The organism is Streptomyces sp. NPDC007189 (assembly GCF_040703635.1).
Classification (GTDB): Bacteria; Actinomycetota; Actinomycetes; order Streptomycetales; family Streptomycetaceae; genus Streptomyces.
The window spans coordinates 154,312-179,437 of the sequence record NZ_JBEYEY010000011.1; the positions used below are offsets into that span (position 1 = coordinate 154,312).

21 protein-coding genes and 2 tRNA genes are annotated in these 25,126 nt (G+C 71.4%); 6 read left to right on the forward strand and 17 right to left on the reverse strand.

The genetic code is table 11. The features are described from left to right. Positions 1-25 precede the first annotated feature (25 nt). Positions 26-2,224, forward strand: a complete 2,199-nt coding sequence (locus tag AB0950_RS22925; RefSeq protein ID WP_360573921.1) for an elongation factor G-like protein EF-G2 — start codon at positions 26-28, stop codon at positions 2,222-2,224. A gap of 209 nt (positions 2,225-2,433) precedes the next feature. Further along, positions 2,434-4,080 carry a hypothetical protein gene (locus AB0950_RS22930; RefSeq protein WP_360157379.1) on the forward strand — a complete coding sequence of 549 codons (1,647 nt, stop codon included), beginning with the start codon at positions 2,434-2,436 and terminating at the stop codon, positions 4,078-4,080. Between the two features lie 31 nt (positions 4,081-4,111). Here AB0950_RS22930 and AB0950_RS22935 read toward each other — a convergent pair whose 3' ends face one another. The 4 genes from AB0950_RS22935 to AB0950_RS22950 all read right to left on the reverse strand — a co-directional run bounded on the left by AB0950_RS22935 (position 4,112) and on the right by AB0950_RS22950 (position 8,651). Beyond that, positions 4,112-4,669 carry an HIT domain-containing protein gene (locus AB0950_RS22935; RefSeq protein ID WP_360157377.1) on the reverse strand — a complete coding sequence of 186 codons (558 nt, stop codon included), beginning with the start codon at positions 4,667-4,669 and terminating at the stop codon, positions 4,112-4,114. An 85-nt stretch (positions 4,670-4,754) separates the two neighbouring features. After that, positions 4,755-6,734 (reverse strand): threonine--tRNA ligase, encoded by a 1,980-nt coding sequence (gene thrS / locus AB0950_RS22940; protein ID WP_360573923.1) that lies wholly within the window; start codon positions 6,732-6,734, stop codon positions 4,755-4,757. Positions 6,735-6,855: 121 nt separating this feature from the next. Next, complete coding sequence (locus tag AB0950_RS22945; RefSeq protein WP_366779311.1) at positions 6,856-8,088, reverse strand: hypothetical protein; 1,233 nt, start codon at positions 8,086-8,088, stop codon at positions 6,856-6,858. Then, positions 8,085-8,651: a DUF4365 domain-containing protein gene (locus AB0950_RS22950; protein ID WP_360157368.1), complete on the reverse strand. Its 567-nt coding sequence runs from the start codon at positions 8,649-8,651 to the stop codon at positions 8,085-8,087. The genes AB0950_RS22945 and AB0950_RS22950 overlap by 4 nt, the downstream gene beginning before the upstream one ends. A gap of 168 nt (positions 8,652-8,819) precedes the next feature. Here AB0950_RS22950 and AB0950_RS22955 point away from each other — a divergent pair, with 168 nt between their 5' ends. Then, on the forward strand, positions 8,820-9,545 hold the full coding sequence (locus AB0950_RS22955; RefSeq protein WP_366779312.1) for a 3'-5' exonuclease: 726 nt from the start codon (positions 8,820-8,822) through the stop codon (positions 9,543-9,545). 42 nt (positions 9,546-9,587) lie between these two features. Here AB0950_RS22955 and AB0950_RS22960 read toward each other — a convergent pair whose 3' ends face one another. The 11 genes from AB0950_RS22960 to AB0950_RS23010 form a co-directional block, all read right to left on the reverse strand. Continuing rightward, on the reverse strand, positions 9,588-11,297 hold the full coding sequence (locus AB0950_RS22960; protein WP_366779313.1) for a DUF2207 domain-containing protein: 1,710 nt from the start codon (positions 11,295-11,297) through the stop codon (positions 9,588-9,590). Positions 11,298-11,447: 150 nt separating this feature from the next. Beyond that, positions 11,448-11,519: transfer RNA gene (locus AB0950_RS22965), tRNA-Val, on the reverse strand. A gap of 39 nt (positions 11,520-11,558) precedes the next feature. Next, positions 11,559-12,005: an SRPBCC family protein gene (locus AB0950_RS22970; RefSeq protein WP_360157359.1), complete on the reverse strand. Its 447-nt coding sequence runs from the start codon at positions 12,003-12,005 to the stop codon at positions 11,559-11,561. Between the two features lie 124 nt (positions 12,006-12,129). Then, positions 12,130-14,868: a Tat pathway signal sequence domain protein gene (locus AB0950_RS22975; protein ID WP_360157356.1), complete on the reverse strand. Its 2,739-nt coding sequence runs from the start codon at positions 14,866-14,868 to the stop codon at positions 12,130-12,132. 86 nt (positions 14,869-14,954) lie between these two features. After that, on the reverse strand, positions 14,955-15,545 hold the full coding sequence (locus AB0950_RS22980) for a hypothetical protein (protein WP_360157353.1): 591 nt from the start codon (positions 15,543-15,545) through the stop codon (positions 14,955-14,957). Between the two features lie 11 nt (positions 15,546-15,556). Further along, entirely contained in the window at positions 15,557-16,438 is an 882-nt protein-coding gene (locus AB0950_RS22985) for a carbohydrate ABC transporter permease (protein ID WP_360573931.1), read from the reverse strand. Continuing rightward, positions 16,435-17,394, reverse strand: coding sequence for a sugar ABC transporter permease (locus AB0950_RS22990; protein ID WP_361986937.1), 960 nt, complete (start codon positions 17,392-17,394; stop codon positions 16,435-16,437). The genes AB0950_RS22985 and AB0950_RS22990 overlap by 4 nt, the downstream gene beginning before the upstream one ends. An 11-nt stretch (positions 17,395-17,405) precedes the next feature. After that, a complete protein-coding gene (locus AB0950_RS22995; RefSeq protein ID WP_360573933.1) occupies positions 17,406-18,692 on the reverse strand; it encodes an extracellular solute-binding protein in 1,287 nt (428 codons plus the stop codon). A 788-nt stretch (positions 18,693-19,480) separates the two neighbouring features. Beyond that, positions 19,481-20,491, reverse strand: coding sequence for an alpha/beta hydrolase (locus AB0950_RS23000; protein ID WP_366779314.1), 1,011 nt, complete (start codon positions 20,489-20,491; stop codon positions 19,481-19,483). 819 nt (positions 20,492-21,310) lie between these two features. After that, a tRNA-Val gene (locus AB0950_RS23005) sits at positions 21,311-21,382 on the reverse strand. Positions 21,383-21,467: 85 nt separating this feature from the next. Further along, on the reverse strand, positions 21,468-21,950 hold the full coding sequence (locus tag AB0950_RS23010) for a TIGR02611 family protein (protein ID WP_360573935.1): 483 nt from the start codon (positions 21,948-21,950) through the stop codon (positions 21,468-21,470). A 190-nt stretch (positions 21,951-22,140) separates the two neighbouring features. Between AB0950_RS23010 and AB0950_RS23015 the strand changes: the two genes are divergently transcribed. Together AB0950_RS23015 and AB0950_RS23020 are read left to right on the forward strand one after the other, a co-directional pair. Then, entirely contained in the window at positions 22,141-22,554 is a 414-nt protein-coding gene (locus AB0950_RS23015) for an SsgA family sporulation/cell division regulator (RefSeq protein ID WP_004002642.1), read from the forward strand. A 310-nt stretch (positions 22,555-22,864) separates the two neighbouring features. After that, the gene (locus AB0950_RS23020) at positions 22,865-23,425 is read left to right on the forward strand and encodes a CGNR zinc finger domain-containing protein (protein WP_366779315.1); all 561 of its coding nucleotides are present in this window, start codon (positions 22,865-22,867) and stop codon (positions 23,423-23,425) included. 64 nt (positions 23,426-23,489) lie between these two features. On the opposite strand, the gene AB0950_RS23025 is transcribed toward AB0950_RS23020, so the two are convergent. Both AB0950_RS23025 and AB0950_RS23030 read right to left on the reverse strand, forming a co-directional pair. After that, complete coding sequence (locus AB0950_RS23025) at positions 23,490-23,657, reverse strand: hypothetical protein (RefSeq protein WP_366779354.1); 168 nt, start codon at positions 23,655-23,657, stop codon at positions 23,490-23,492. A gap of 185 nt (positions 23,658-23,842) precedes the next feature. Continuing rightward, positions 23,843-24,295 (reverse strand): hypothetical protein, encoded by a 453-nt coding sequence (locus tag AB0950_RS23030; protein ID WP_360157333.1) that lies wholly within the window; start codon positions 24,293-24,295, stop codon positions 23,843-23,845. Positions 24,296-24,558: 263 nt separating this feature from the next. Between AB0950_RS23030 and AB0950_RS23035 the strand changes: the two genes are divergently transcribed. After that, positions 24,559-25,092 (forward strand): DsbA family protein, encoded by a 534-nt coding sequence (locus AB0950_RS23035; protein WP_360157330.1) that lies wholly within the window; start codon positions 24,559-24,561, stop codon positions 25,090-25,092. The last annotated feature ends 34 nt before the right edge of the window (positions 25,093-25,126 follow it).

A 25,126-nucleotide genomic window follows, 5' to 3' on the forward strand; every position in this document is an offset into this window, starting at 1 on the left:
CTCACCGTGCACGGGAGGCAGGATCATGGGCGACAAGACTCAGACACACCCTGGGGCCGCCGGCAGGGCTCTGGAGGCCGACCAGCCCGCGTCCGTACGGAACGTGGTGCTGGTCGGCCACTCCGGTTCGGGCAAGACGACTCTGGTGGAGGCCCTCGCGCTGACCGCGGGGGCGGTGAACCGGGCGGGCCGCAAGGAGGACGGCGGCACCGTCTCCGACTACGACGAGATCGAGCACCGGCAGCAGCGCTCCGTACAGCTCTCCCTGGTGCCGGTCGAATGGGACGGCATCAAGATCAACCTGCTGGACACCCCCGGATACGCCGACTTCGTCGGTGAGCTCAGGGCCGGTCTGCGCGCCGCGGACGCGGCCCTCTTCGTCGTCTCTGCCTCGGACGGCGTGGACGGCTCCACCCGGATGGTGTGGGAGGAGTGCGCGGCCGTCGGCATGCCGCGCGCGATCGTGATCACGCACCTGGAGGCCGCGCGCGCGGACTTCGAGGAGATGACCCGGATCTGCGCCGAGGCCTTCGGCGGGGACGACCCCGACGCGGTGCTGCCGCTGTATCTGCCGCTGCGCGGCCCCGAGGGCCCCGACGGGCACGCGCCCGTGACGGGGCTGGTCGGGCTGCTCACGCAGAAGCTGTTCGACTACTCGGCCGGCAAGCGCGAGGAGTCCGACCCCGGCGAGGACCAGTTGCCGGACATCGAGGAGGCCCGCAACCGGCTCATCGAGGGCATCATCGCCGAGAGCGAGGACGAGACCCTCATGGACCGCTATCTCGGCGGCGAGGAGGTCGACGTCAAGACCCTGATCCAGGACCTGGAGCGGGCCGTGGCGCGCGGCTCGTTCTTCCCCGTCCTGGCGGCCGCCCCCGCGGCCGAGGGCGCCAAGCAGGGACTCGGCACGGTGGAGTTGCTGGAGCTGATCACCCGCGGGTTCCCGACCCCGTTCGAGCATCCGCTGCCCGAGGTGACGACCGTCGACGGCAAGCCGCGCGAGCTGAAGCCGTGCGACACCGGCGGTCCGCTGGTCGCCGAGGTGGTCAAGACCTCCTCCGATCCGTACGTCGGCCGGATCTCGCTGGTCCGTGTCTTCTCCGGCACCCTGCGCCCCGACCAGACGGTCCACGTCTCCGGGCACGGGCTCGCCGACCGCGGGCACGAGGACCACGACGTCGACGAGAAGGTCGGCGCGCTGTCCATGCCCTTCGGCAAGCAGCAGCGCCCGGTGACGCACGCCGTCGCCGGCGACCTGGTGTGCGTGGCCAAGCTCGGCCGGGCCGAGACCGGGGACACGCTCTCCGCCAAGGACGACCCGCTCCTGATGGAGCCCTGGCGGATGCCCGACCCGCTGCTGCCGCTCGCCATCCAGGCACACAGCAAGGCCGACGAGGACAAGCTCTCCCAGGGCCTGGCCCGGCTGGTGGCCGAGGACCCGACCATGCGCCTGGAGCAGAACCAGGACACCCACCAGGTGGTCCTGTGGTGCCTGGGCGAGGCCCACGCGGACGTCGCCCTGGAACGGCTGCGCAGCCGCTACGGCGTCCAGGTCGACGTGGTGCCGCACAAGGTCTCCCTGCGGGAGACGTTCGCGAACAAGGCGACCGGGCGTGGCCGGCACGTGAAGCAGTCCGGCGGGCACGGACAGTACGCCATCTGCGAGATCGAGGTGGAGCCGCTGCCCGGCGGCTCGGGCATCGAGTTCGTGGACAAGGTGGTCGGCGGCGCGGTGCCGCGCCAGTTCATCCCGTCCGTGGAGAAGGGCGTGCGGGCGCAGGCCGCCAAGGGCGTCGCCGCCGGGTATCCGCTCCTGGACGTGCGGGTCACGCTGGTGGACGGCAAGGCGCACTCGGTGGACTCCTCCGACGCCGCCTTCCAGACGGCGGGAGCGCTGGCGCTGCGCGAGGCCGCGGCGGGCGCGAAGATCCATCTGCTGGAGCCGGTGGCCGAGGTGTCCGTGCTGGTCGGCGACGACTACGTGGGCGCCGTGATGAGCGACCTGTCCAGCCGCCGCGGCCGGGTCCTCGGCACCGAGCAGGTGGGCTCCGGGCGGACCCTGATCCGAGCCGAGGTGCCCGAGTTCGAGATCGGCCGGTACGCCGTCGACCTGCGCTCGCTGTCGCACGGCACGGCGCGGTTCGACCGCGCGTACGCCCGGCACGAGCCGATGCCGCCGCAGATCGCCGAAAGGATCCGTGAACAGGCCGGTGAGAACGGGTAGTTCAGCACCCGGCCGGGTGTGCGGGCGGGCGGCTTCGGCCGTCCGCCCGCCGGTTGTCGGTGGCGGCGACTACGCTGATCACCTGATCGCGTCGTGCCGCAGCCGTCCGGTTGTGACGGGTAATCGACGCGACGGCCTGTTCAACAGGTGTGCGGAGCGAGGAAGTCGGGAAGGCCGCAGAAGCGACACCGGCGGCGATGGGGGCGGGAATGTCGTTGGGAACGGAGTGGGACGGACCCCAGGTGCCCGTCTCGGGCGACGAGGGCCAGGCGGCGACCGCCGCGCTGGCCTCCGCGGCGTACCGGGACAGCCCGATGGAGGAGATCAAGAAGGCCGACAACGAGTGGCACGAGTCCACCCTCAAGCCCGGCAGGATCGCGCTGCTGCGGCCCAATCTCGGTGAGGCGTTCTCGCGCGCCGTGATCACCCGGATGCTCGCGCCCGGCCGCAAGCCGCTCATCCAGTCCTTCGGCTCCGAGCCCCAGTTCGTCGTCGAGCACTGCCTCGCGGCCAACAACATCCGCCGCGAGCGCGACAACCGGCTGACCGCCGTGACGCTCCTGTGCGGGGTGCTCTTCCTGCCCGGGCTGCTCGGCTGGCTGCTCGTCTTCCAGCTGCGCACGTTCGTCGCCACGCGCGAGGACCGACGGGCGGGGGCGCTCGCCACCGTCCTCCTCCTCGGCGTCGGCCTGCTCGCCGCGCTGTTCCTGATCAAGATGCCGTTCGGCGGATTCTGGGGGTGGTACGCACGCGCGTGCGTGGTGGTGCCCGTCCTCGGCTGGCTCTGGGCCAAGCGGATCTGCGAACGCACCGCCAGGGATCTGCGGGCCCGCTGGGACGGCCTGCTGTCGGGCACCAGCGTCGGCGCCAAGGTCCCGGAGGCGGTGCCGCGCGGGCCGAACCAGACCGCGGCCGAGGAGCTGCGCCAGTCGCTGGCCCGGCTCAGCGCCGAGCAGCAGTCCAACTCGGTCTTCTACGCCGGCCCCAAGGGCATACTCGGCATGGGCACCCGCTGGGGTTCCTGGCAGCTCGCCGAGGACCTGGTGCCCGCCGACCCGTCCCGGGAGATCCACCCCTTCCGCAGCTGGGACGTCATACGCGCGATCCACGACCAGCTCGCCCTGCTGGAGCGCGGCCCGCTGCACACCGGCGGCTTCCCCAAGCCGTCCATCAAGCACTGGATCGTCACGCCGATCGGCGAGAAGGCCACGGAGGTGTCCCGCCCGCAGGGCACCGACGTCGAGGCCTTCCAGGTCAAGCCGCACGCGATCCAGGAGATCTGCAACAAGCAGCAGTTCGGCAGCGGCGACCGGCACTATCTGGGCGTGCAGTGGACGCTGTGGGACGGGCAGCTGGTCATCACCATGCTGATCACGGTGACGGTGCTGCACGAGACGCTGCGCATCGAGGTGACCGGGCACGCGCTGGGGCCGGTGAACCCGCTGTTCACCTCCAAGCCGGAGCCGCCGAGCAAGGAGGTCGCCAAGTCCCTCAAGCCGTGGGAGACCCGGAAGGTCATGCTGCCGCTGGTCACCACCGACGAGGTGGTCCGGCTGGCCACGCGCGCCCCGCTGGCCTGGTATCCGCCGCTGCTCAACTGGCTGGGCGGCCAGCTCGTCCTGCCCGAGCCGTTCGGCCTGCGGCACGCCTGGGCCGACCAGCCGTGGCGGCACCGCTTCATGGCCGACGACGCGCTGCGCGCGGCCACGCCGGTGCTGCGGGTGGTGCACGCGGCGGCGATGAGGGTGCTGGAGGAGAACGGCGTGGACACGGAGAAGTTCGGCACGCGCTCGGGCGTCCTCAGCGGGCTGGTGCAGGACCCGACGCCGAAGAAGGCCGACCTGTACGACGCGTGAGCGGTGCCCTCGGCAGAGGGCACCGAAGCGACTAGGCCGGCCAGGCCTCCGCCAGCATCTTCCTGGTGTCCGCCAGCAGCTGCGGCAGTACCTTCGTGTGGCCGACCACCGGCATGAAGTTCGTGTCGCCGCCCCAGCGCGGGACGATGTGCTGGTGCAGGTGGGCGGCGATGCCGGCGCCCGCGACCGTGCCCTGGTTCATGCCGATGTTGAAGCCGTGCGCGCCGGACGCGGTGCGCAGGGCGGTCATGGCCTGCTTGGTCAGCTCGGCCAGCTCGGCGGTCTCCGGGCCGGTCAGCTCCGTGTAGTCGGCGACATGGCGGTACGGGACCGTCATCAGATGGCCGCCGTTGTACGGGTAGAGGTTGAGCACCGCGTAGACGTGCTCGCCGCGGCGGACGATCAGTCCGTCCTCGTCGGACTTGGCCGGGATCGTGCAGAAGGGACAGCCGTCGTCGGCCCCCGGGCCGGTCGGCTTGCCCTCGCCCTGGATGTAGGCCATCCGGTGGGGCGTCCACAGGCGCTGGAACGCGTCCTGCGTCCCCACTCCGATCTGCTGCTCCGGCTCACTCGTCATGCTGTGCAGCATATGGCGTCACCCCCGCCGACCGGGAAAGGCCCCCGGGATCCGCTCGGGTCCCGGGGGCCTGTTCGCGCTCTTCACAAAGGGGGGATCAGACCTGGACCCGGTCCTCCACGACCTTCGCGATCTTGGCGATGGCCTCGTCGAACGGGATGCCGTTCTCCTGGGAGCCGTCGCGGTAGCGGAAGGAGACCGAGCCGTTGGACATGTCCTCGTCGCCCGCGATGACCATGAAGGGCACCTTCTGCTTCTGGGCGTTGCGGATCTTCTTCTGCATGCGGTCCGAGGAGGAGTCCACCTCGACGCGCAGGCCCTTCTTGCGGGCCGCCGCGGCGAACTTCTCCAGGTACTCCACGTGCGCGTCGCCGATCGGGATGCCCAGCGCCTGCACCGGCGCCAGCCACGCCGGGAAGGCGCCCGCGTAGTGCTCCAGCAGGACGGCGAAGAAGCGCTCGATGGAGCCGAAGAGGGCGCGGTGGATCATCACCGGGCGCTGCTTGGAGCCGTCGGGGCCGGTGTACTCCAGGTTGAACCGCTCGGGCAGGTTGAAGTCGAGCTGGATGGTCGACATCTGCCAGGTCCGGCCGATGGCGTCCTTGGTCTGGACGGAGATCTTCGGGCCGTAGAAGGCGGCGCCGCCCGGGTCCGGCACCAGCGGCAGGCCCTGCTTCTCGGCGACCTGGCGCAGGGTCTCGGTCGCCTCCTCCCAGACCTCGTCGGAGCCGACGAACTTCTCCGGGTCCTTGGTGGACAGCTCCAGGTAGAAGTCGGTCAGGCCGTAGTCGCGCAGCAGACCGAGGACGAAGGTGAGCGTCTTGTCCAGTTCCTCGGACATCTGCTCACGGGTGCAGTAGATGTGCGCGTCGTCCTGCGTGAAGCCCCGGGCACGGGTCAGGCCGTGCACGACGCCCGACTTCTCGTACCGGTACACGGTCCCGAACTCGAAGAGGCGCAGCGGCAGTTCGCGGTAGGAGCGGCCGCGCGCGTCGAAGATCAGGTTGTGCATCGGGCAGTTCATGGGCTTGAGGTAGTAGTCCACGCCCTCGTCGAGCTGCATGGGCGGGTACATGCCCTCGGCGTACCAGTCCAGGTGCCCGGACGTCTCGAAGAGCTTCCCCTTCGTCGCGTGCGGGGTGTAGACGAACTCGTAGCCCTCTTCCTCGTGCCGGCGGCGCGAGTAGTCCTCCATGACCCGGCGGACGATGCCGCCCTTGGGGTGGAAGACCGCGAGGCCGGAGCCGATCTGCTCCGGGATGGAGAACAGGTCCAGCTCGCTGCCCAGCTTGCGGTGGTCGCGCTTCTCGGCCTCGGCGAGGAAGTCGAGGTACGCCTTCAGCTCGTCCTTGGACGGCCAGGCGGTGCCGTAGATGCGCTGGAGCATCGGGTTCTTCTCGCTGCCGCGCCAGTAGGCGGCCGCGTTGCGCATCAGCTTGAACGCCGGGATCAGCCGGGTCGAGGGCAGGTGCGGACCGCGGCACAGGTCCTTCCAGCACAGCTCGCCGGTCTTGGCGTCCAGGTTGTCGTAGATCGTCAGCTCACCGGCGCCGACCTCGACGTCCGCGCCGTCGTCGGAGGAGGCGGCGGAGCCCTTGATGCCGATCAGCTCGAGCTTGTACGGCTCGTTCGCCAGCTCCTCACGGGCGGCGTCGTCGGTGACGACACGGCGGGAGAAGCGCTGGCCCCGCTTCTGGATCTCCTGCATCTTCTTCTCGATGGCCTTGAGATCCTCGGGCGTGAACGGCTTGTCCACGTCGAAGTCGTAGTAGAAGCCGTCCTTGACAGGCGGGCCGATGCCCAGCTTGGCCTCGGGGAACAGCTCCTGCACGGCCTGCGCCATGACGTGCGCGGTGGAGTGGCGCAGGATGTTCAGGCCGTCCTCGGACGAGATCTCGACGCCCTCGACCTCGTCGCCGTCCGCCAGCTCGTACGCCAGGTCCTTCAGCTCGCCGCCCACGCGCGCGGCGATGATCGAGCGCTCGCCCGCGAAGAGGTCGGCGGCCGTAGTGCCCGTCGTCACCACGCGTTCTTCCCGCTCGGAATCGCGTTGGATGATCACACGGACGTCTGACACCGGTCTCTCCTGACTGAAGGTGGGTGCGGCGCCATACCAGGAGCGCGCGCACAGGCGATCGTACCGACCCGACGGCGCCGACCGCTAAACGGTCACCCTCAGTCCCCGTCCCCCTACGATCTCAGTCCTCCTCCCCGTACGACTCCCCGCAGGCCTCCTCGAAGAAGTCGAGGTTCTCCTGCAGGGACTTCATCAGCCGGTCCCGCTCCCCCTCGTCGACCTGCACGGGTACGACACCGGAGGCGCCGGTGAGCCTGCGGAAGCCGCCGCGCCGCTCCAGCCGGCCGTGCACCCGCACCGGGAGTCCGACCAGGTGGGCGTGGCCGGCGATGCGGTAGTCCTCCTCGTCCAGGGTGACGCGCACGTGCGGCACGTCCGCGCCCGCGAGGACGCGCAGCCGCACCGTGCCCGCGCCGCCGGGTCCGGAGCGGCGCATGCGGACGACGGCGCCGGTGATCCGGACCGGCACGGAGGGTTCCTCGCGCAGGTAGCGGGCGGCGGCCTCGCGCAGGACGGGCAGGTCGCCGGGTGAGAACTCGACGGGTTCGCCGGTGGCCGCGCAGCCCTCGGGCACGCCGGCGCCGGGCGCCCAGGCGACGGCGATCCGGGCGCCCTCGGTGCCCCGGACGAGCGCGGCCAGCGCCTCGGTCAGCTCGCGGCTGACGCCGGCCTCGACCGCGCCGTCGAAAGCGTCCATACGACCGGTGGCCCGCCGGTAGTCGACGGCCTCGCGGGCGGCGTACAGGGCCTGGTGGAGGCGGACGGCGAGCGGGCGGCCGGTGGGCACGGGCACGAAGGCGGTGAGATGCCGGCCTTCGGCGGCGGGGCCGACGAGGACGTCGTCCAGGAGCGCGGCGGCCGCACGGCGGTGGCGGGCGCCGTGGTAGCCGGCACGCGCGCGTGTGGCGAGCGCGGCGGCGAGCAGCATCTGCCGTGCGGCGCCGCGCAGTTGCTCGTCGGCCGTCCAGGGCGCGGCGCCGACGGGTCCGCTCGGGGTGTCGCGCCACCAGCGGATCTCGTCGCTGGGGACGGCGAGCTGGATCAGCACCTCGCGGGCGGCGGGCGTCGTGCTGCGGGCGAGGGCGTCGAGGGCCTCGCCGAGCAGGTCGTCGCTGTCGGGGAAGGCCCGGCTCTCCGGCACCAGCAGGCTCATGCCGCCGCCGCCCGGCCCCGGCGGGGTCCAGCGGCCGTAGCGTCCCGGTGCCCCGCCGCGCCGCTGCCAGCCGTGCCGGTGCAGCAGGGCGCCGAGCACGGCGGGGTCGACCTGGGCGGGGTCGGGCGGCCGCTGCCAGGCGGGGTCGTCGGGATGCGGCCGGACCTGGCGCGGCAGCTCCTCGTACGGACGGCTCCTCATGGCCTGCCTCCCGTCCCGACCCGCGTCATGATCTCGCACAGCGCCCGGTCGTCGAAGATGCGCGAGGTCGGGATCCGCACGGTGGTCCGGTGCCGGCCGGTGATGGGGTGGCCGGCCAGGTTGACCCAGTAGCAGCAGTGCCTGAGGTCGAGCCGGTCGTGGCTGGCGCGCAGCCAGTCGTCCTGCGAGCGCGGGACGAGCATGACGACCAGGATCTTGTGCACCGAGACGGGTGTGCGGGCGAGCTTGCGCAGATGGTCGTTGTCGAGGGTGAAGGAGAAGGAGCGTCCCGGAGGGTTCGGCGCGACCTGGTAGGTGGCCTTGAGCTGCACCTTGATGGTGACCTCGTCGTCGACGGTGTGTCCGGGCGCGCTGTGGCTGACGTGCCAGTCGATGCCGTTGTCCGGGAAGGGCTGGGACAGCGAGCATCCCGCCGCGGCGGCGACCGCGTGGAGATAGCCGACCTGCAGTGTCTCCATGCAGGCGGTGGTGGCGAGCGTGCCGCGAAGGGGGCCCGTGCGATCGGGCAGCAGCCCGCCCCGCTCGGGCTGCGCTATGGCCATGACCAACAGCCTTCCAAGCAATGAGTTTCCCCGCTACGGGCCGCTGAACTGCAAATACCCGTACTCCTGTTGTCTCCGCCCGGCGTACGGCGCAAACGGCCCGGGTATCACCAAACGGGCAGAAGACGGAACGTCACCTGCCGCGGGTGGACGAGGAGTTGGGTTGGGATGACGTACTGGTACGAGGGGCCGTTGGCCGCCTTCGACACGGAGACGACGGGCGTGGACGTCGAGACCGACCGGATCGTGTCGGCCGCCGTCGTCGTCCAGGACGCGCCGGGCACCCGGCCCCGGGTCACCCGGTGGCTGGTGAACCCGGGTGTGCCGGTGCCCGAGGAGGCCACGGCGGTGCACGGACTGACGGAGGATCACCTGCAGCGCAACGGCCGCTGGCCGGCGCCGGTGATGTACGAGATAGCCGAGCAGCTGGCGGAGCACGCGGCGATGGGCCGCCCGCTGGTGGTGATGAACGCGCCCTTCGATCTCACTTTGCTGGACCGGGAGTTGCGCCGGCACCGGGCGTCCTCGCTGGACCGGTGGTTCCAGTCGGTGCCGCTCAGGGTGCTGGACCCGCGCGTGCTGGACAAGCACCTGGACCGCTACCGCAAGGGCCGCCGCACGCTGACCGACCTGTGCCAGCACTACGACGTGACACTCCAGGGCGCGCACGACGCGGCGGCCGACGCGCTGGCCGCGCTGGACGTCGTGCGCGCCCTGGGCCGCCGGTTCGCGACCCGTCTGGAGCGCCTGACTCCGGCCGAGCTGCACACGCTGCAGGCCGGCTGGCACGCGGCGCAGGCCCGCGGTCTTCAGGCGTGGTTCGCGCGCAGCGGCTCGGACGAGATCGTCAGCACGGACTGGCCGCTCAGGCCGGACCTGCCGGCCGCGGCATAGGCTCCGCGTTACGGGACCCGGGCACCGCGCGTGGTACGGCGGTCACCAGGAGCCGCCTCCGCCGCCGCCCGCTCCCCCGCCGACGCCTGCGGAGGAGCCTCCCCCGCCGGAACTGCCGCCGGAGCCGCCGCCGGAGGACGGCGTCGTGGAGGCGAGCTCGGCCGAGACGACGAGTCCGGCGGCCAGCGCCGGGCCCAGCCGCACGGCGTGCGACGAGGGCCGCCGAGTGGGCACGGCGGTCGTCTCGACGGCATGCCGCCAGGTGTCGTCCAGGCCGAGGGCGACCGCCCAGGCCGTGCAGAGCCGCACCTGGTCGTCGTCAGGCGGTTCGGAGCCGGGGTGGGCGGAGGGGTCGGCGAGGTAGCGCCGGAACGCCTCGACCCGCAGCCACTGGGCGCTGCCCTCGGGGGTGCGCCGGTGCAGCTCCCAGGCGCGCCGCGCCGTCGCGAGCCCGGCACCGAAGAGGACCGCGCCCGCGACGAGCACTGGTCCTCCTGCCGCATGGCGGCCGCCGCCGAGGGCCGCGCCCACCGCGGCGATGACGAAACCGAGCACGGCGCCGGCGATGCCGGCGTACCGTCCGGCGCGCGCTCGGCGCACGGACGCCGCGTCCCACAGACCGCACTCGGCCTGCCATTCCTCGAGGCGGCGGCCCAGCAGCGACCAGCCCGCCTGGAAGGCCATGTCGTACCGGCTCGGCGTGATCTCGTCGCGATCGCCGAAGAGGTGCCCGAGGACCTCGCCGGTGACCGGGTCCGGGGAGCCCGTGTCCCTGGTGCGGCGCCGCAGGCTCGGGGCGTGTTCCTCGCCCGTGAGGAGCAGGTCGCCGTCGGCGACGGCGCCGAGCAGCCAGGCGGTCTGGTGCCGGAGCGCGACCCGTTCGTCGGCCAGGATCCCGCCCTGGGCCGGACCGAGGCCCGGCGGTGGTGCGGCGCTCGGCGTCTGAGGGGCCGCCGCGGTGCCCGGCGGTGCGGGCCGGTCGCGGCCCGCGAGGCGGAGCAGCCCGATCGTGGCCAGGGCGGCGGCGAGGGCGAGGCCGGCGGCGAGGAGGGCGATCAGCAGCGGATGGGTCACGGTGGTGCCGACGGCCTTCCCGGCGGGTGGCGCGGGCAGCATCGGCTCCGTTCCGGTGATGCGGTGGCCCTGGCCGGCGTAGACAGTCAGCCCTTCCTTGCCCTTGAGCCGGTTCAGCTCGACGGTGAGCAGGCCGGGTCCGGTCGCCTCGACGGCGCAGCCGCGCTCGGAGCCGTCGGTGCCGTGCGCGCAGCGCGGGGCGGTGAGCAGATGAGGTGCCAGGATGTGGATCTCGACGCGGGACCGGTCGACCCGCCAGCCGGTGCCCACCGCGTCCCAGGCCAGCCGGCCCTTCTTCACGACGCCCTGCAGGGTGTACCGGACGCGGTAGCGGTGCACGCCGGTGACGGCCCGGCCGGGGTCGCCGATCCTGATGCGGGTGGCGGTCTCCCGGTGGCCGTTCGGCTCGGTGTAGGAGTCGCCCACCGTGAGTTCCCAGGGGACGCGCCGGCCGTCCATGCTGACGGCGATGCGGGCCTGGTCCTCGTCGAAGGGCAGCTCCGGCAGGTCGCGGTAGATGCCGTGCCGTTCCGTGTGCGGGTAGCCGAAGTCGTAGTCGACGACCTCGGTGATCCGGGCGCTGCCGTCGGCGGCGATCCGCGCGCCGACCCACATCGTGGTGACCCGTTCGGTGTTGAAGGTGATCCTGGCCAGCGCCACGATGCCGCCCAGCACCACGGCCAGCAGGAAGATCCTGTCAGACTGCGGACCCGGAACCGGCGCACCCGCGCGCCAGGTCTCGGTCCTTCCCCGCCCCGCTCCTTGCCCATGACGCCCCCCATGGCATCAAAAGAGCCGGTCCGCTGCTGCGGACCGGCTTTTTCCGGGTGGGCGATACTGGGTTCGAACCAGTGGCCTCTTCGGTGTGAACGAAGCGCTCTCCCACTGAGCTAATCGCCCGGGAACGCACTGAACAATACAGGCCCCGCCGTCGATCCTTCAAACCGCTTGCAGGTGACGGAGCAGTCCGCGGCGCCCGGCGCGCATCATCAGGCGGTGGTTGGCGCGGAAGACCGGACGGCCGGGTACGGCGAGCCGGCGCAGCAGCGGCTTGCGCACGTCCACTTCCTGCTCGTAGCAGGCCAGGGTTCCGGGGCCTTCGGCGGTGACGGTCCAGCGCGCCCAGCCCTCGATGTCACCGGACAGGGTGACCTCCAGCACACCGGCGTCCGGGTCGCGGCGGATCCGCCGTGCGGTGAAGGTCATGGCGTACGGCAGGACGGACCGGACGGTGATCACACCGGTGTCGGCGTCCCGCCTGGTCACCGACCGCACCTGCGGCCACCAGGCCGGATAGTCCTCGGGCCGCTCCAGCACCGCGTACACGGCGGCCGGCGGCACGGGCAGGGGCCACAGGCTGCGGAAGCGGTAGTGGTTCCAGTCCATGGCGGAAGTCTGCCCGGCCGGAGGCGTGAACCTGAGTACGCGTACTCAGGCGCCGTACCGTGACGCGGGCCACACTCTTCGGGGAGCGCCGCCGCCCGTGCGCCGGCGCTCCCTCACCCACCTGCTACGACGGCATCCTGTCGCCGAGCAACGCGAGGTTCTCGATGGCCGCGAGGCCGTACAGCGCGGTGTCGTTGCTGGACACCCAGCTCGCCTCGCTGCCCTCGACCAGGGTGACGGGCCCGGTCAGCTTCTCCGTCTTCCACGGCGCGGACTCGGTGTAGCCGTCCGAGGTGTAGAACTTGCTCCAGGCGCGCTGGGCGAGGGCGGCGTCACCGGTCTGTACGGCGGCGTAGGCGTCCAGGCGCGAGTGGCCCTGGAAGAGCAGCAGGCTGCCGAAGTCGGAGCCGTAACGGGCCTTCTGCTCGGCCTTGGTGGCGTTGAAGTAGCGGCAGTAGTCCAGGTAGACCTCCTTGAACCTGGGCATGTCAACGAGGTGGATCAGCTCGGCGCACAGCTCGTTGAGGCCGAAGACGGCGGAGAGGTGGGACACGGAGACCACCGGCTGGTCGGCGACGGCGAACTTCCCGGTGTCGAGGTCGTACAGCCCGCTGCCCTGGACGAAGCCGTTGGGCTGGGCGGCGATGCCCTCCATCGTGGACAGCACGCGCGCCTTGGCCTTCTCCCACTTGGGGCCCTTGCGTTCCCACTCGGTCAGCCAGGCCGACACCAGGCCGCTCCAGTCGGTGCCGAAGCCGATGGACAGGGCGTGCCGGTCGGGGGTGTAGGGGTCGGTGCGGACCTTGCGCTGCGGGTCGAGGACGAGGAAGGTCTCGTCGGAGTCGACGTTGGCGTGCATGAGGTCGCCGACGCGTTCGTCGGCGGTGAGGAAGTAGTAGAAGCGCCGGTACGTGGTGTTGGCGATGCGCTGCTGCTTGGCGCTGTCGCCGAAGTGCTGCACGCCGTGCCGGGTGCCGAGACCGGCCCACTTGCCGAGGTGGTAGACGTCGACCTCGCCGGTGTGCCGGGTGAGCGCCTCCGCGAAGCGGAAGAGGTCGGAGCGGCCGCTTCTCAGGTACGCGTACCAGAGCCACAGGTCCGGCGAGAGCTCGGAGTTGTCCCAGGCGTAGCCGCCGACGTCGTAGCGCCACTGGTGGCGCACGGTGTCGTAGGTGTGCATGAAGTCGCCGTAGTCCCAGAAGCCGTACCAACGGCGCTGCTCCACCTGGTCCTTGTAGTAGGTGAAGAGGAAGTCGAGGTGGTCCTCGATCTTGGCCTTGGCCGGGGTGGAGCGGTCGGGCTCGGAGAACAGGCCGGGGCCGAAGACCTTGGCCTTGACGAGTTGCTTGGGCGGGGCGGCGAGCTGCGGCAGCACGCGTACCGCCTGGACCTGCGCGGCGAGGGCGCCGGCGTCGGGGGTGGAGTCGTTGGCCCAGAAGAGGAGTTCGGAGGTGCGGGCGATGCCGTAGGGGGTGCCGAACTCGGGCTCGTAGTCCTCGTAGGTGATGTTGAGGCCTTCGAGCTGCTCGGCGTAGGTGTCCTGGCCCATGCCGTCGTGGTAGAAGCGCAGGTCCATCGGCTGCGCCTCGGGCGACCAGAGCCAGAGGGTGACGGTGGCCGCGTCGGTGTGGGCGTCGCGGATGTCGAGCTGGGCGGGGAACTTCTCCCAGAAGTCCCGCAGGCCGAAGGAGAGTCCGCCGCTCGCGCCGCCGACGTACCCGAAGCCGGAGGCCCGCCTGCCGCCGCCGGCGGCGATCCAGCCGTAGCCCTTCCTGGTGCGCTTCTTGACGGTGAAGCCGTCGGCGGAGAGCTGGGAGAGGGTGTAGTCGCCCCAGTGCGGGATGTACTGCAGGCGGGTGGTGACCCGCTGGTCCCAGGTGGCGGGGTCGGGCAGCTTCTTGCCCTCGTACTGGGCCGTTTGCACGGCGGCGCCCGGGTCGCGGCGCAGTCCGGTGATGCCCTGGACGGCCTCGCGCAGCAGCCCGGTGCCCTCGCCGCCGAGGCGGATGTGCCGGTCGTACGCCGCGTCCCGCATCGGCACGGTGAAGCGGACGCCGAGTCCGCGGATGAAGTCGCCGCTCGCCTTGCCGGGCTCCTGGGTGCCGTCGTAGGTGATGGTGTGCACCATCCGGAAGGAGTCGGCGCCGGCGTAGAAGTACAGGCGGAGGGAGAACGGCAGCCAGCTCCGGTCGCCCTTGCGGTGCTTGCCGTCGATGCGGACGACCGCGCGGACCGGGCCGTCCTGTTCGACGGTCACCGCGTCGATGGCGCCGTCGAACCGCTCGGTCTTCACCGTGCCCTGGTCCTCGTCCTCGATCTCGGGCTGCCGGACGAGGACGAGCTTTCCGTCCTTGGCGATCTCGGTCGAGCCGCGGGTGACGGACTTGATCAGGGTGGCGCCGTTCTTGCCGATCTTCGCGGTGATGACCCCGGTGGAGACGTCGATGGTGCCGCCGCCGGAGTCGACGGTGACCTTCTTCGCGGGCTCGGCGGGTGTGCCGGCCGTCAGCGTCAGCTTGCCGCTGCCCGAACTCACCGCGTGCGCGGTCCACTTGAGGGAGCCGTCGGGCCAGTAGGCGAGCGGCCAGGTCTGTACGGCGACGGCCTTGCCGCCTTCGTCGGTGAGCGCGAAGGCCTGGTCCTCCTGATAGGCGCCCATGGGCCAGGGCACGCCGACCGTGGAGCCGGGCGCGGCGCCGAGGCCGCCGTCCTCCAGCCAGTCCAGGGTCACGGGGTCGGCGCCGCCGGCCCCCGCGGCGGGCGCCGCCTGCGCGTTCTGGGCGCCGAGCGCCCAGCTGAACTGGGCGGCGGCGCCGGCCGCGGCGGCCGCCTTGAGGAGGGATCTGCGCGGGATGGGAGACATGGCCTTCCTTCCAAGGGATGGTCAGGGGCATGACAGAGAGAGGTGCGGCGCTCGGGGCGCCGACCTTGAATGCGGGCACCGCAGGCTCAGCGGCGCCGGTACCGCTCCTCCACGGCGACGGCCGCCGCCGCGACGGCCCCGAGCACGGGGACCGCCAGCGGGGCGATGAGCAGAGCGGAGCAGACGACGAGGACGGCCCCGCCGACCAGCAGGAAGGAGCCCGCGGGGTCGCGTACGGTGCGGCGCCCGGCCGCGGCGAGCAGCGACCGCCAGCGCTCCCCCGGCGCCCACAGGGACGCCGCGCGCAGTCCGGCCACGGCGAGCCCGATCAGCGCGAACAGCCCGGCGGCCCCCATCAGCGGCCCGCCGGGCAGCCCGGCGCGTACGGCCCGCATGTCCACCCAGGCCAGCGCCGCGACGGTCCAGCCGGCCAGCCCCACCGCCCAGCCCCCGCGCAGCGCTGCCCGGAAGTCGGCGGCGAACTCCCGCCACCCGCCCGCGCGGTGGCCGGTACGGCGGCGCAGATGCCGGGCGCCGGCGGCGAAGGCGGCCGGGTAGGTGACGACTCCGAGCGAGGCCACCGCGATCCAGACGCCGGTCAGCAGGGACTCGGCGAAGAGGGCGAACCGCTCGGCGAACACGGACTCCTTGCGCGGTTTCACGCGTGCTTCGGCCATGCCGGGTCGCCTCAGCCCTTCAGTCCGGAGGTCGCCATGCCGTCGATGAGGTAGCGCTGGAAGGCGAGGAAGAACAGCAGCACCGGCAGCAGCGCCACCAGGGACATCGCGATCATGCCGCCGTAGTTGGCGGCCACGCCGTCGGAGTCGCGGAACATCATCAGACCCAGGGAGACCGTGTACTTGCCGGGCTCGTTGAGATAGATCAGTGGGCCCATGAAGTCGTTCCAGGCGTTGATGAAGGTGAAGATGGCGCTGGTGATGAGCGCGGGCCGGGACAGCGGCAGCACGATCGACCAGTAGATGCGCAGGTGCCCGCAGCCGTCGAGCCGCGCCGCCTCGTCCAGCTCGCGCGGCAGGGCCCGCATGAACTGCACCATCAGGAAGACGAAGAAGGCGTCCGTGGCGAGGTACTTGCCGATCAGCAGCGGGGTGTAGGTGTTGATCCAGCCCAGCTTCTGGAACATCACGTACTGCGGGATCAGCAGCACGTGGTACGGCAGCAGGAGGGTGCCGATCATCAGGGAGAACAGCAGGTTGCGGCCGGCGAAGCGGATGCGGGCGAACGCGTACGCGGTCAGCGAGCAGGAGATCAGGACGCCGACGACGGCGCCGAGGGCGTAGAAGAGCGAGTTCTCGAAGAAGGTCCAGATCCGGACGTCCGCGATGCCGTCGGCGAGTCCCTTGAAGTTGGCCAGGATCGGGTGGGACGGGAGCAGCGTGAGGCTGTTGATGATGTCCTTGCTGGGCTTGAACGAGGCGCCGATCACCCAGACGACCGGGTAGAGGATGACGGCCAGGAGCAGCAGGGCGCCGAGGTGCCAGGCCAGGGAGCCGGTGCGCTTGCGTCCCAGGCCGCGGCCGAGGGTCTTGGTGGGGGTGGTCGCGCTCATCGGGCGTCCTCCTCGTAGTGCACCCACTTCTTCTGGGACCAGAAGAGGACGGCCGTCACCAGGGCCACGGCGAGCAGCAGCATCCAGGCCATGGCGGAGGCGAAGCCCATCTGGGCGTTCCTGAAGCCCTGCTGGTACAGGTAGCAGGTGTAGACGAGCGTGGCGTCGGCCGGGCCGCAGGAGGTGTTGGAGACGACATAGGCCGAGCCGAAGATCTGGAAGGAGTGGATGGTCTCCAGGAGCACGTTGAAGAACAGCACCGGAGAGATCATCGGCAGGGTGATGTTCCAGAACTTCCGGAACGTTCCGGCGCCGTCCATCTCGGCCGCCTCGTACAGCTCCCTCGGCACCTGCTTCAGGCCGGCCAGGAAGATGACCATGGGCGCGCCGAACTGCCACACCGTCAGCGCGACCAGGCAGTACAGCACCCAGTCGGCGTTGCCGACCCAGCCGCCGACGTGCCAGCCGAAGAACGTCTGGGTACGGTCCACGATCGCGCCGTCGGAGAACAGGGACCGCCAGACGAAGCCGACCGAGACGCTCGCGCCGATGAGCGAGGGGGCGTAGAAGGCGGCCCGGTAGAAGGCCTGGCCGCGACGGCTCTGGGCGAGCAGGAGGGCCACCCCGAGGGCGAGCAGCAGCTTGAGCGGGGTGCCGATGATCACGTACTTGGCGGTCACCTCCACCGACTTCTGCCAGCGGGGGTCGTGGAACATCTTCGTGAAGTTGTCCAGCCCGACCCACTTCGGGGTGTTGAACAGGTTGTAGTCGGTGAACGCGAAGTACAGCGAGGCGACCATCGGGCCCGCGGTCAGCAGCAGGAAGCCGGCGATCCACGGGGACATGAAGAGGTAACCGGCGAGGTTCTCCCGCCGGCGGCCCGGCCGCCCCGAGGCGGCGGTGGCGGCCGGGCGTGCTGTGCGGGTCGCGGGCACGGAGTCCTTGACGAGCGTCACGGCGGTTCCCATCAGGCCTGGAAGGCGGCCTCGGACTCGGTGAAGAACTGCTTCACCGCGTCCGCGACCTTGGTCTTGCCCTGTCCGAGGTCGCCGCCGATGCGCAGGAAGGCGGCCTCGACGGTGTCGGCGCCCGAGGGGTGCGGGGTGATCGTGCCGAGGACGCCCGCCCTGGCGGTGTCGGCCTCGTACTGAGCGATCTCCTTGTTGACCGCGTCCGTCGGCTGGTACGCCTGGTACTGCTCGGTGCTCGCGAGGATGCCCCGGTCGTAGCCCATGATCCTGCCGACCTCGGGGTCGTGGACCATGAAGTCGATGAACTGGGCGACCTCCTTCGGGTGCGCGGTGCGGGCGGAGGCGCTGAGCATCAGCGAGGCGAGGTACTGCCCGGTGTGCTTGCCGTCCGTGGTGGGGATCGGCGCGAGGCCGTAGGTGCTGTCGCCCTCGCTCTGGTAGCGGACGGTGAAGTTGTCCCAGGTGAACTCGGAGGCGCCGTGACCGGCGGAGAGGGAGGACTTGGGCAGGTCCTGCTGGACGACCTTCGGGTCGGTGACGATGCCCGCCTTGACGCGGTTGTAGCCGTCGGTCCACCACTCCGTCAGATCGGCCTTGTCGAAGCCGAGACCGTCCTTGGTGAAGAACGCCTTGCCGTTCTGCCGAAGGTAGAGGTCGTACAGGTACATGATGGTGAAGTAGCCGGTGTCCCCGGGGACCTTCGTCCGGTCGTGGACGGTCTTCAGGGCCTTGAAGTAGTCGTCCCAGGTCCATCCCGGGTGCGGCTCGACGCCGGCCTTCTGGAACACCTTCTTGTCGATGACGAGTGCCATGGTGTTGGAGCCGACGGGAATTCCGAGCTGCTTTCCGTCGACCTCGCCGACCTTCGTCACTCCGTCCCGGAAGTGATCCAGAGTCAGATTACCTGCCTGCACCTGAGTTTTGAGGTCGAGGAGAATTCCGCGCTTGTCGTACTTCCGGAGAAAGGTGACGGCGTTTTGGAAAACGTCCGGGGGATTTCCGCCGGCGGCCTGCGTCTGGAACTTCTCCCAGAAGGAGGCGTACGTCTGGAAGTCGGTCTTGACCTTGATCTTCGGATACTTCTTCTCGAAGAGCGCGATGGTCTGGTTGATCTTCTTGGCCCGCTCCTCGGCGCCCCACCACGAGTAACGGATCGTCACCGTCCCGTCCCCGGAACCGCTTCCGCCGCCGCACCCGGTCGTCGCGGCGAGCCCGAGCACGGCCGCCGAGGCCCCGGCCGCCTTCAGGATCGTACGCCGCTCAAGATTTCTGCTGGTTCCCATAGGTCGGGCCCTCCCCGCAGGTCGTTCCGCCGCCTCATGAATCGTTTCAAGTAAGCGCTTGCTGGCACAAGTTACGGAGGGGTGTGGGGTGCGTCAATGCGTCGGACAGGATTTTCTTGGGGGCGGATCGGCGGGGATGGTGGGGGGTGGGGGGTGTTGGTGCAGGTGAGGGGGTGCGAGGGGGGTGGTGAAGGGAGGGGGTGGGGGCGAGGGTGAACGGAGAGGCGCGGGCGAGGGTGGGTTCAGGTGGGTGGGGGTGGCCGGGGTTCGGGGGCGGGCAGGGGCCCGGGTTGGGCGGAGGTGGCCAGTGCCCGGGATCAAGCGGGCGGGGCGCCCGGGTTCAGGCAGGCAGGGACACCTGGGCTCAGGAGAGCGCAGTCGGCGTCCCAGGCGGGCGGGGGCTCCCGGGATCAGGCTGGAGCGGCCGATGCCCGGACCCAGGCTGCGGGGGCACCCGGGATCAGGCAGGCGCGGGCGCCTGGTTCAGGCGGGCGCAGCCGACGCCGCAGGCGGGCGGAGGGGCCCCGGATCAGGCTGGAGCGGCCGATGCCCGGACCCAGGCTGCGGGGGCACCTGGGATCAGGCGGCGCAGCCAGCGCCGCAGGCGGGCGCAGCCGACGCTGCAGACGGGCGGAGCGCCCCAGATCAGGCTGAAGCAGCCAACGCCCGGAGCCAGGCGGCGCGGGCGCCTGGCTCAGGCGGGGGCAGCCGGCACTGCAGGCGGGCGGAGGCGCCCGGGATTAGTCAGGCAGGACACCCGGGGTTCAGGCGGGCAGGGCACCTGGGATTCAGGCGGGCAGGCCGGCTAGCCAGTCGAGCAGGAGACGGTTGGTCTGCTCCGGGCGTTCCTGCTGGACGAAGTGGCCGCAGCCTTCGAGGAGGTGCGAGCCGCGCAGGCCGGGCAGGGTCTCGGGGTACGCCGCGACGGCGTCGGCCAGCCAGGCGAGCGAGGGGTCCAGGGCTCCGGCGATGAACAGCGAGGGCTGCCGGATCGGGGCGCCCGCGTGACCGGCCAGGTCCGCCCAGTCACGGTCCATGTTCCGGTACCGGTTCAGCGCCCCGGTCATCCCGGTCCGCTCGAACTCCCCGGTCAGGAAGTCCAGCACCTCCTCGCTCAGCCAGGCGGGCGGCGGACCGGCGGGGAAACCCTCCCGCAGGGTGCCGCCAGGGCCGGTGAAGTGCGGGTCTGGGGCGCCCGGCCCGGGCATGGTGCCGGCGGACAGGGCCGCGTAGAAGCCGGCGAGCCAGCCGCGCACATCCGGCTCGATCTCCGTCTCGGCCCGGCCCGGCTGCTGGAAGTACGCCACGTAGAACTCCCCCTCCCCGCTCATGCCCGCGAAGACCTCACTAGGCCGGGGACCGCCGGGTGGGCTGTACGGCACGCCCAGCAGAGCCACCGCTCGGAAGACGTCCGGCCTGGTCAGAGCGGACGTGGCGGCGATCGTGGCACCCCAGTCGTGCCCCACTGCCACAGCGGACTCCTCCCCCAGCGCCTCCACCACGGCGACGTTGTCGGCGACCAGGTCGAGCATCCGGTACGTGTCCACGGCCGCCGGTTTCGACGAACGGCCGTAGCCCCGGACGTCCATGGCCACGGCCCGGTAACCGGCGGCGGCCAGGGCCGGCAACTGGTGCCGCCAGGAGTACCAGGACTCCGGGAAACCGTGCACCAGCAGCACGAGCGGGCCGCGCCCCTGCTCCACGAGGTGCACGCGACCCGCCGGGGAGGGCACCAGGCGGTGGACGGGGGCGGGGGCGGGCTTCTTGGGAGTGGGGGCTGCTACGGGGGTCTCGGGCACGGGGTCTCCTGCGGAGGCTCTGAGTCGGGTCGTCTGGGCGTTCCCGGTCACAAGGTCGTCCGGAGCGCTCAGGGGCACCGATCTTCGAGGCGGATGGGCGTGCGGAAGGGTTTGACGGGCTGGTGGGAACGGGTGGCGGATCGTCGGCGATGCGGGGCTGTCGGTGTACCGGCTTGCGAGGTCCTGGCGTGCCGGACATCGCCCGAAGTGCGGGCGGCGGCAGGGCAGGCGGGCGTGGGGCCCGCGTGCGGGCCGGTGGGGCGTCGATCCTGTCGGTTTGTCGGCTTGCTGATCTATCGCTCTGCCGCCTCTCCCGGGCAAGTCGTGCGCCGGGGTGTTCTCGGCTCAATGCGCTGGTCAGGCGGGGTAGAGGGACTGGGCAGGGGGCGGCTCACGGCCGCCCGGCCGGAGCGACCGGCGAAGGGCGTCGGTCCGGTAGCGGCCGATGCCATCGATGGTGCTGTGGGCGGCCCAGTGGGCACGAGGAATGTTGCCGGTTCGGCAAAAGGACGGTCCGCGCATGGGCCTCGGCGGACAGACGCCGCGGGTGCCGGCGTCCTGCAAACGGGGCCCCCACACGACTGGCCTGGCGGGCCGACGCGGCAGGCCTCAACCGAGCCGCACGGACCTGGAGAGGCGAGCCGACGCGGCAGGACTCCGCCGACCCGCACAAGCCTGCAGAGGCCGACCAGCACACCCGGACTCCACCGAGCCACACGCCCGCAACGGCCGACCAGCACGGCAGCGCTCCCCGAGCCCCACGGGCCCGCAGACGCCGACGGCCCACCCGCTCTGTCGCAGGTGGGCCGTTGGTCCGGGTGGGCGATACTGGGTTCGAACCAGTGACCTCTTCGGTGTGAACGAAGCGCTCTCCCACTGAGCTAATCGCCCGGGCTCAGGAAGAACATTACCCGATGTCAGGGGGTGCTTCCGACCAAGGGCCGGGGCGGTGGACGGCCGGGCGGCGCGGCCCAGGTCACTGGTGCTTGATCTTCCACGGCATGACGAAGCCGAACTTCCACGTGTAGATCGCGACCAGTACGGCCACGATCACCAGCCCGATCACGGTCAGGGCGATGTTGCGACGGCGCACCTTGGGATCGAGGGCGCGCTGGGCGGCCTCGGTGACCTTGCGCTTGGTCCAGCGGAGCACGAGCTGCGCCCAGACGAACTCGGTCGCCCAGATCGCCATGCCGCCGAAGATCACCACCCAGCCGGGTCCCGGCAAGGGCAGCATGACGATCCCGGCGGCGACGACCGCCAGGCCGACCATGAAGACGCAGACCTGCCAGCCGAGGTGCAGCAGCGGGCGGGCCCTGATGAATTGCGGCGCCCGGGAGCCGAGCCGGCCGCCGGCCGCGGGTACGGCGTCCTCGCGGGCTTCTCCGCGATGCCCGTCCGGATGCTCGCCATCCGCCGCCACGGCGGCCTCGTTCCGCCCGTCACTCCGCGTATTCATACATACAAACCCTACCGGAGTGAATCGGTCACCGGAATGGTCGTAGATCTCGTACGAGTTCTCGGCCGGAAGAGTTACGTAAAGACACGCAAAACCCTCAGAGGGGTTTACAACGGCATCGTAGGTGGCATGTCGATTTCGCCGACGTGCGAATCCCCGAGCGCACACTGAGCGAAAGGCCCTGGCGCTTATGAACACCACGGTCAGCTGCGAGCTGCACCTGCGCCTCGTTGTGTCGAGCGAGTCCTCCCTGCCTGTCCCCGCAGGCCTGCGGTACGACACGGCCGACCCCTACGCCGTGCACGCCACCTTCCACACCGGAGCCGAGGAGACCGTCGAGTGGGTGTTCGCCCGCGACCTCCTCGCCGAGGGGCTGCACCGTCCCACCGGCACCGGCGACGTCCGAGTCTGGCCGTCGCGCAGCCACGGTCAGGGCGTCGTGTGCATCGCCCTCAGCTCCCCGGAAGGGGAGGCCCTGCTCGAGGCCCCAGCGCGGGCCCTTGAGTCCTTCCTGAAGCGAACCGACGCCGCCGTGCCCCCCGGCACGGAGCATCGGCACTTCGATCTGGATCAGGAGCTCTCGCACATCTTGGCGGAGAGCTAGGTCGCGGCCCTCGAAAGCAGCCCGGCGCCGTCCACTCGGGGAGACGGCTCGGGCCAAGACAACCGCATACGGCACAGCCCGGCGCCGTCACCGTGAGCGATGCACACGGGACGGCGCCCAGGTGTGCCCGCCCGCTTCCGCCGGCCGGGTGACCCGTGGGTATCGGCGCGGTAAGGGAACCAGCCCCCGCGCCGAGGCGTTCTACCGGCAATCGAGGTCGGACTCGGACCGGTGCGGTGGGCGCGGATGTCGCTACCATCGGCCAGCATCGGCGGGCCTCGGCCCGACCCCCCAGGCCAGGGAGCGAACAGTGCTGATCACCCACGACACCCGGTGCGCGCTCGACACCGTGGTGGATCTGGTGAACACCGCGCCGGAGGACGACGCGGCGGCCGACGGACTGCCCGATGTCCCGGCCCTCGCGGATTTCGTACGAAACCACAAGATCAGCGATGTCGGCGTGCTGTCGGAGTTCGACCTGTCGGCGGTGCGCAGGGTCCGGGGGCGCTTCGCGGCGATCTTCGCCGCGCCGGACGCCCGCGCGGCGGCGTTGCTGATCAACGAGCTGGTCGCCGCTGCCGGCACCACCCCACGTCTGACGGACCACGACGGCTACGACTGGCATGTGCACTACTTCGCGCCGGGCGCCTCCGTGGCCGACCATCTCGCCGCCGACTGCGGCATGGCGCTCGCCTTCTTCGTGGTGGCCGGGGAGCAGGAGCGGCTGCGGCGCTGCGAGGCGCCGGACTGCCGGCGCGCCTTCGTCGACCTCTCCCGCAACCGCTCGCGCCGCTACTGCGACAGCCGCACCTGCGGCAACCGGCTCCATGTGGCCGCCTACCGGGCCAGGAGGAAGGAAGCGGCGGGCTGACCGGCACGGGCCGGCCGGAGCGACGTCGGTCCCGGCGGGTGACGCCGGGACGGACGTGTACGGCTCACAGCAACAGCAGGTCGTGCAGCGCAGCCATGAGGAGCAGACACCCGATCACCGCAAGGAAGATCATCAGCGGTGGCTGGGATAGGGCGAAGAGGCACCCGCGCGGCTCGTCCTTCGGCGGCGCGGCCTCGCTCTGTCTCGTGTCCAGCATCTCGCCGCAGATCATGGCGCAGATGAGGGGCTGTGCGCGATCAGCACGCTCGCCGAGTGCGGGAGTTGCCGCTTATCGCACCGTCCCGTCCGACTCGCTTCGGGTCGTGAACGGTTCGGGCCGGACGCGCGACGCTCTGTGTCGTTTCCGCCTGGGACGGTCTTGCGGGGCAGGTGCCGCGGCGCGGAGGCGCGCGGCCGTCATATGCCGTGTTTCTTGAGGATGGCCTCGATGTCGCTGAAGTCGTCGGTGGGGGCCGCCGAGCCGGCCGGGCGCGGGGCGGCGGAGCCCTTCGCGGGCCGGCTGCCCGCGCTCAGGGACGGAGCGGAGGCTCCCGGGGCCACGGCCTCGGTCCGCTCGCCCCCGGCCGCCGCGCCCCCGGACGCCGCGCGCCCGGCGCGCCGGCGCTCCACCGCCCGGGTGCCGGCGAACAGCAGCCAGGCCGCGCCCAGCACCCCGAACCCCGCCCACGCGGTGGGGCTGAAAGCGGTGTGGGCGAGCCAGCCGACCAGCCCGGTCATCACCAGGCCGACCGGCACCAGTGCGTAGGCCGCGATGCGGGCCGCCGCGAGGAAACGCCTGCGGTAGGCCGTGACCACCGCGATACCCAGGCCCGCCGCGGACACGGCGGAGCAGACGGTCTCGGCAATCATCCGGTCCTCCTGGCGGGCTGGGTCGGGCGGCGGGCACACGGCGGACGCTGCACACCGGCACGGCACACCGCCTCCGTCCCCTCCATCCTGCACCGCCCCCTGCCTGCGATGCCATGCTCCAGCGGGACATCAGGGACATCTCCGGGTCGTCTCCTACTGGGGTGCCGGCCCGGGGCCGTACCGGCACATGCTGCAAAGCCAAGGCAGCGCGGCCGTACCGTCCCGATTGGGTCGGCCGGGGCCGGCCTGGAAGACTGGGCGGCATGAGCGATGCCTCCCCCGAATCCACCCCCGCACGCGCCGGTGCCGTCGTCCTCGACGTCTGGTGCGAGCTGCAGTGCCCCGACTGCCGTACCGCCCTCGGCGACGTCCGCGCGCTGCGGGAGCGCTACGGCGACCGGCTGGAGCTGCGGCTGCGGCACTTCCCGCTGGAGAAGCACAAGCACTCCTTCGCCGCCGCGCAGGCCGCCGAGGAGGCGCTGGCGCAGGGCAAGGGCTGGCCGTACGTCGAGGCCGTGCTGGAGCGGGTCGAGGAGCTGGACCGCGAGGGGGAACCCTTCCTGGTCGAGGTGGCCCGGGAACTCGGTCTGGACGCCGAGGAGTTCGACACCGCGCTGATCGACGGCCGGCACATCCTGATCGTGGACGCCGACCAGGCCGAGGGCAAGGCGATCGGCGTGACCGGCACCCCGACGTACGTCATCGGCGGCGAGCGCCTCGACGGCGGCAAGAGCCAGGAGGGGCTGCGCGCGCGCATCGAGGAGATCGCCGACCGGCTGCTGGCCGAGGGCGCCTGACCCCCGCGGACCGCCGACGCCAGGGGCGGAACGC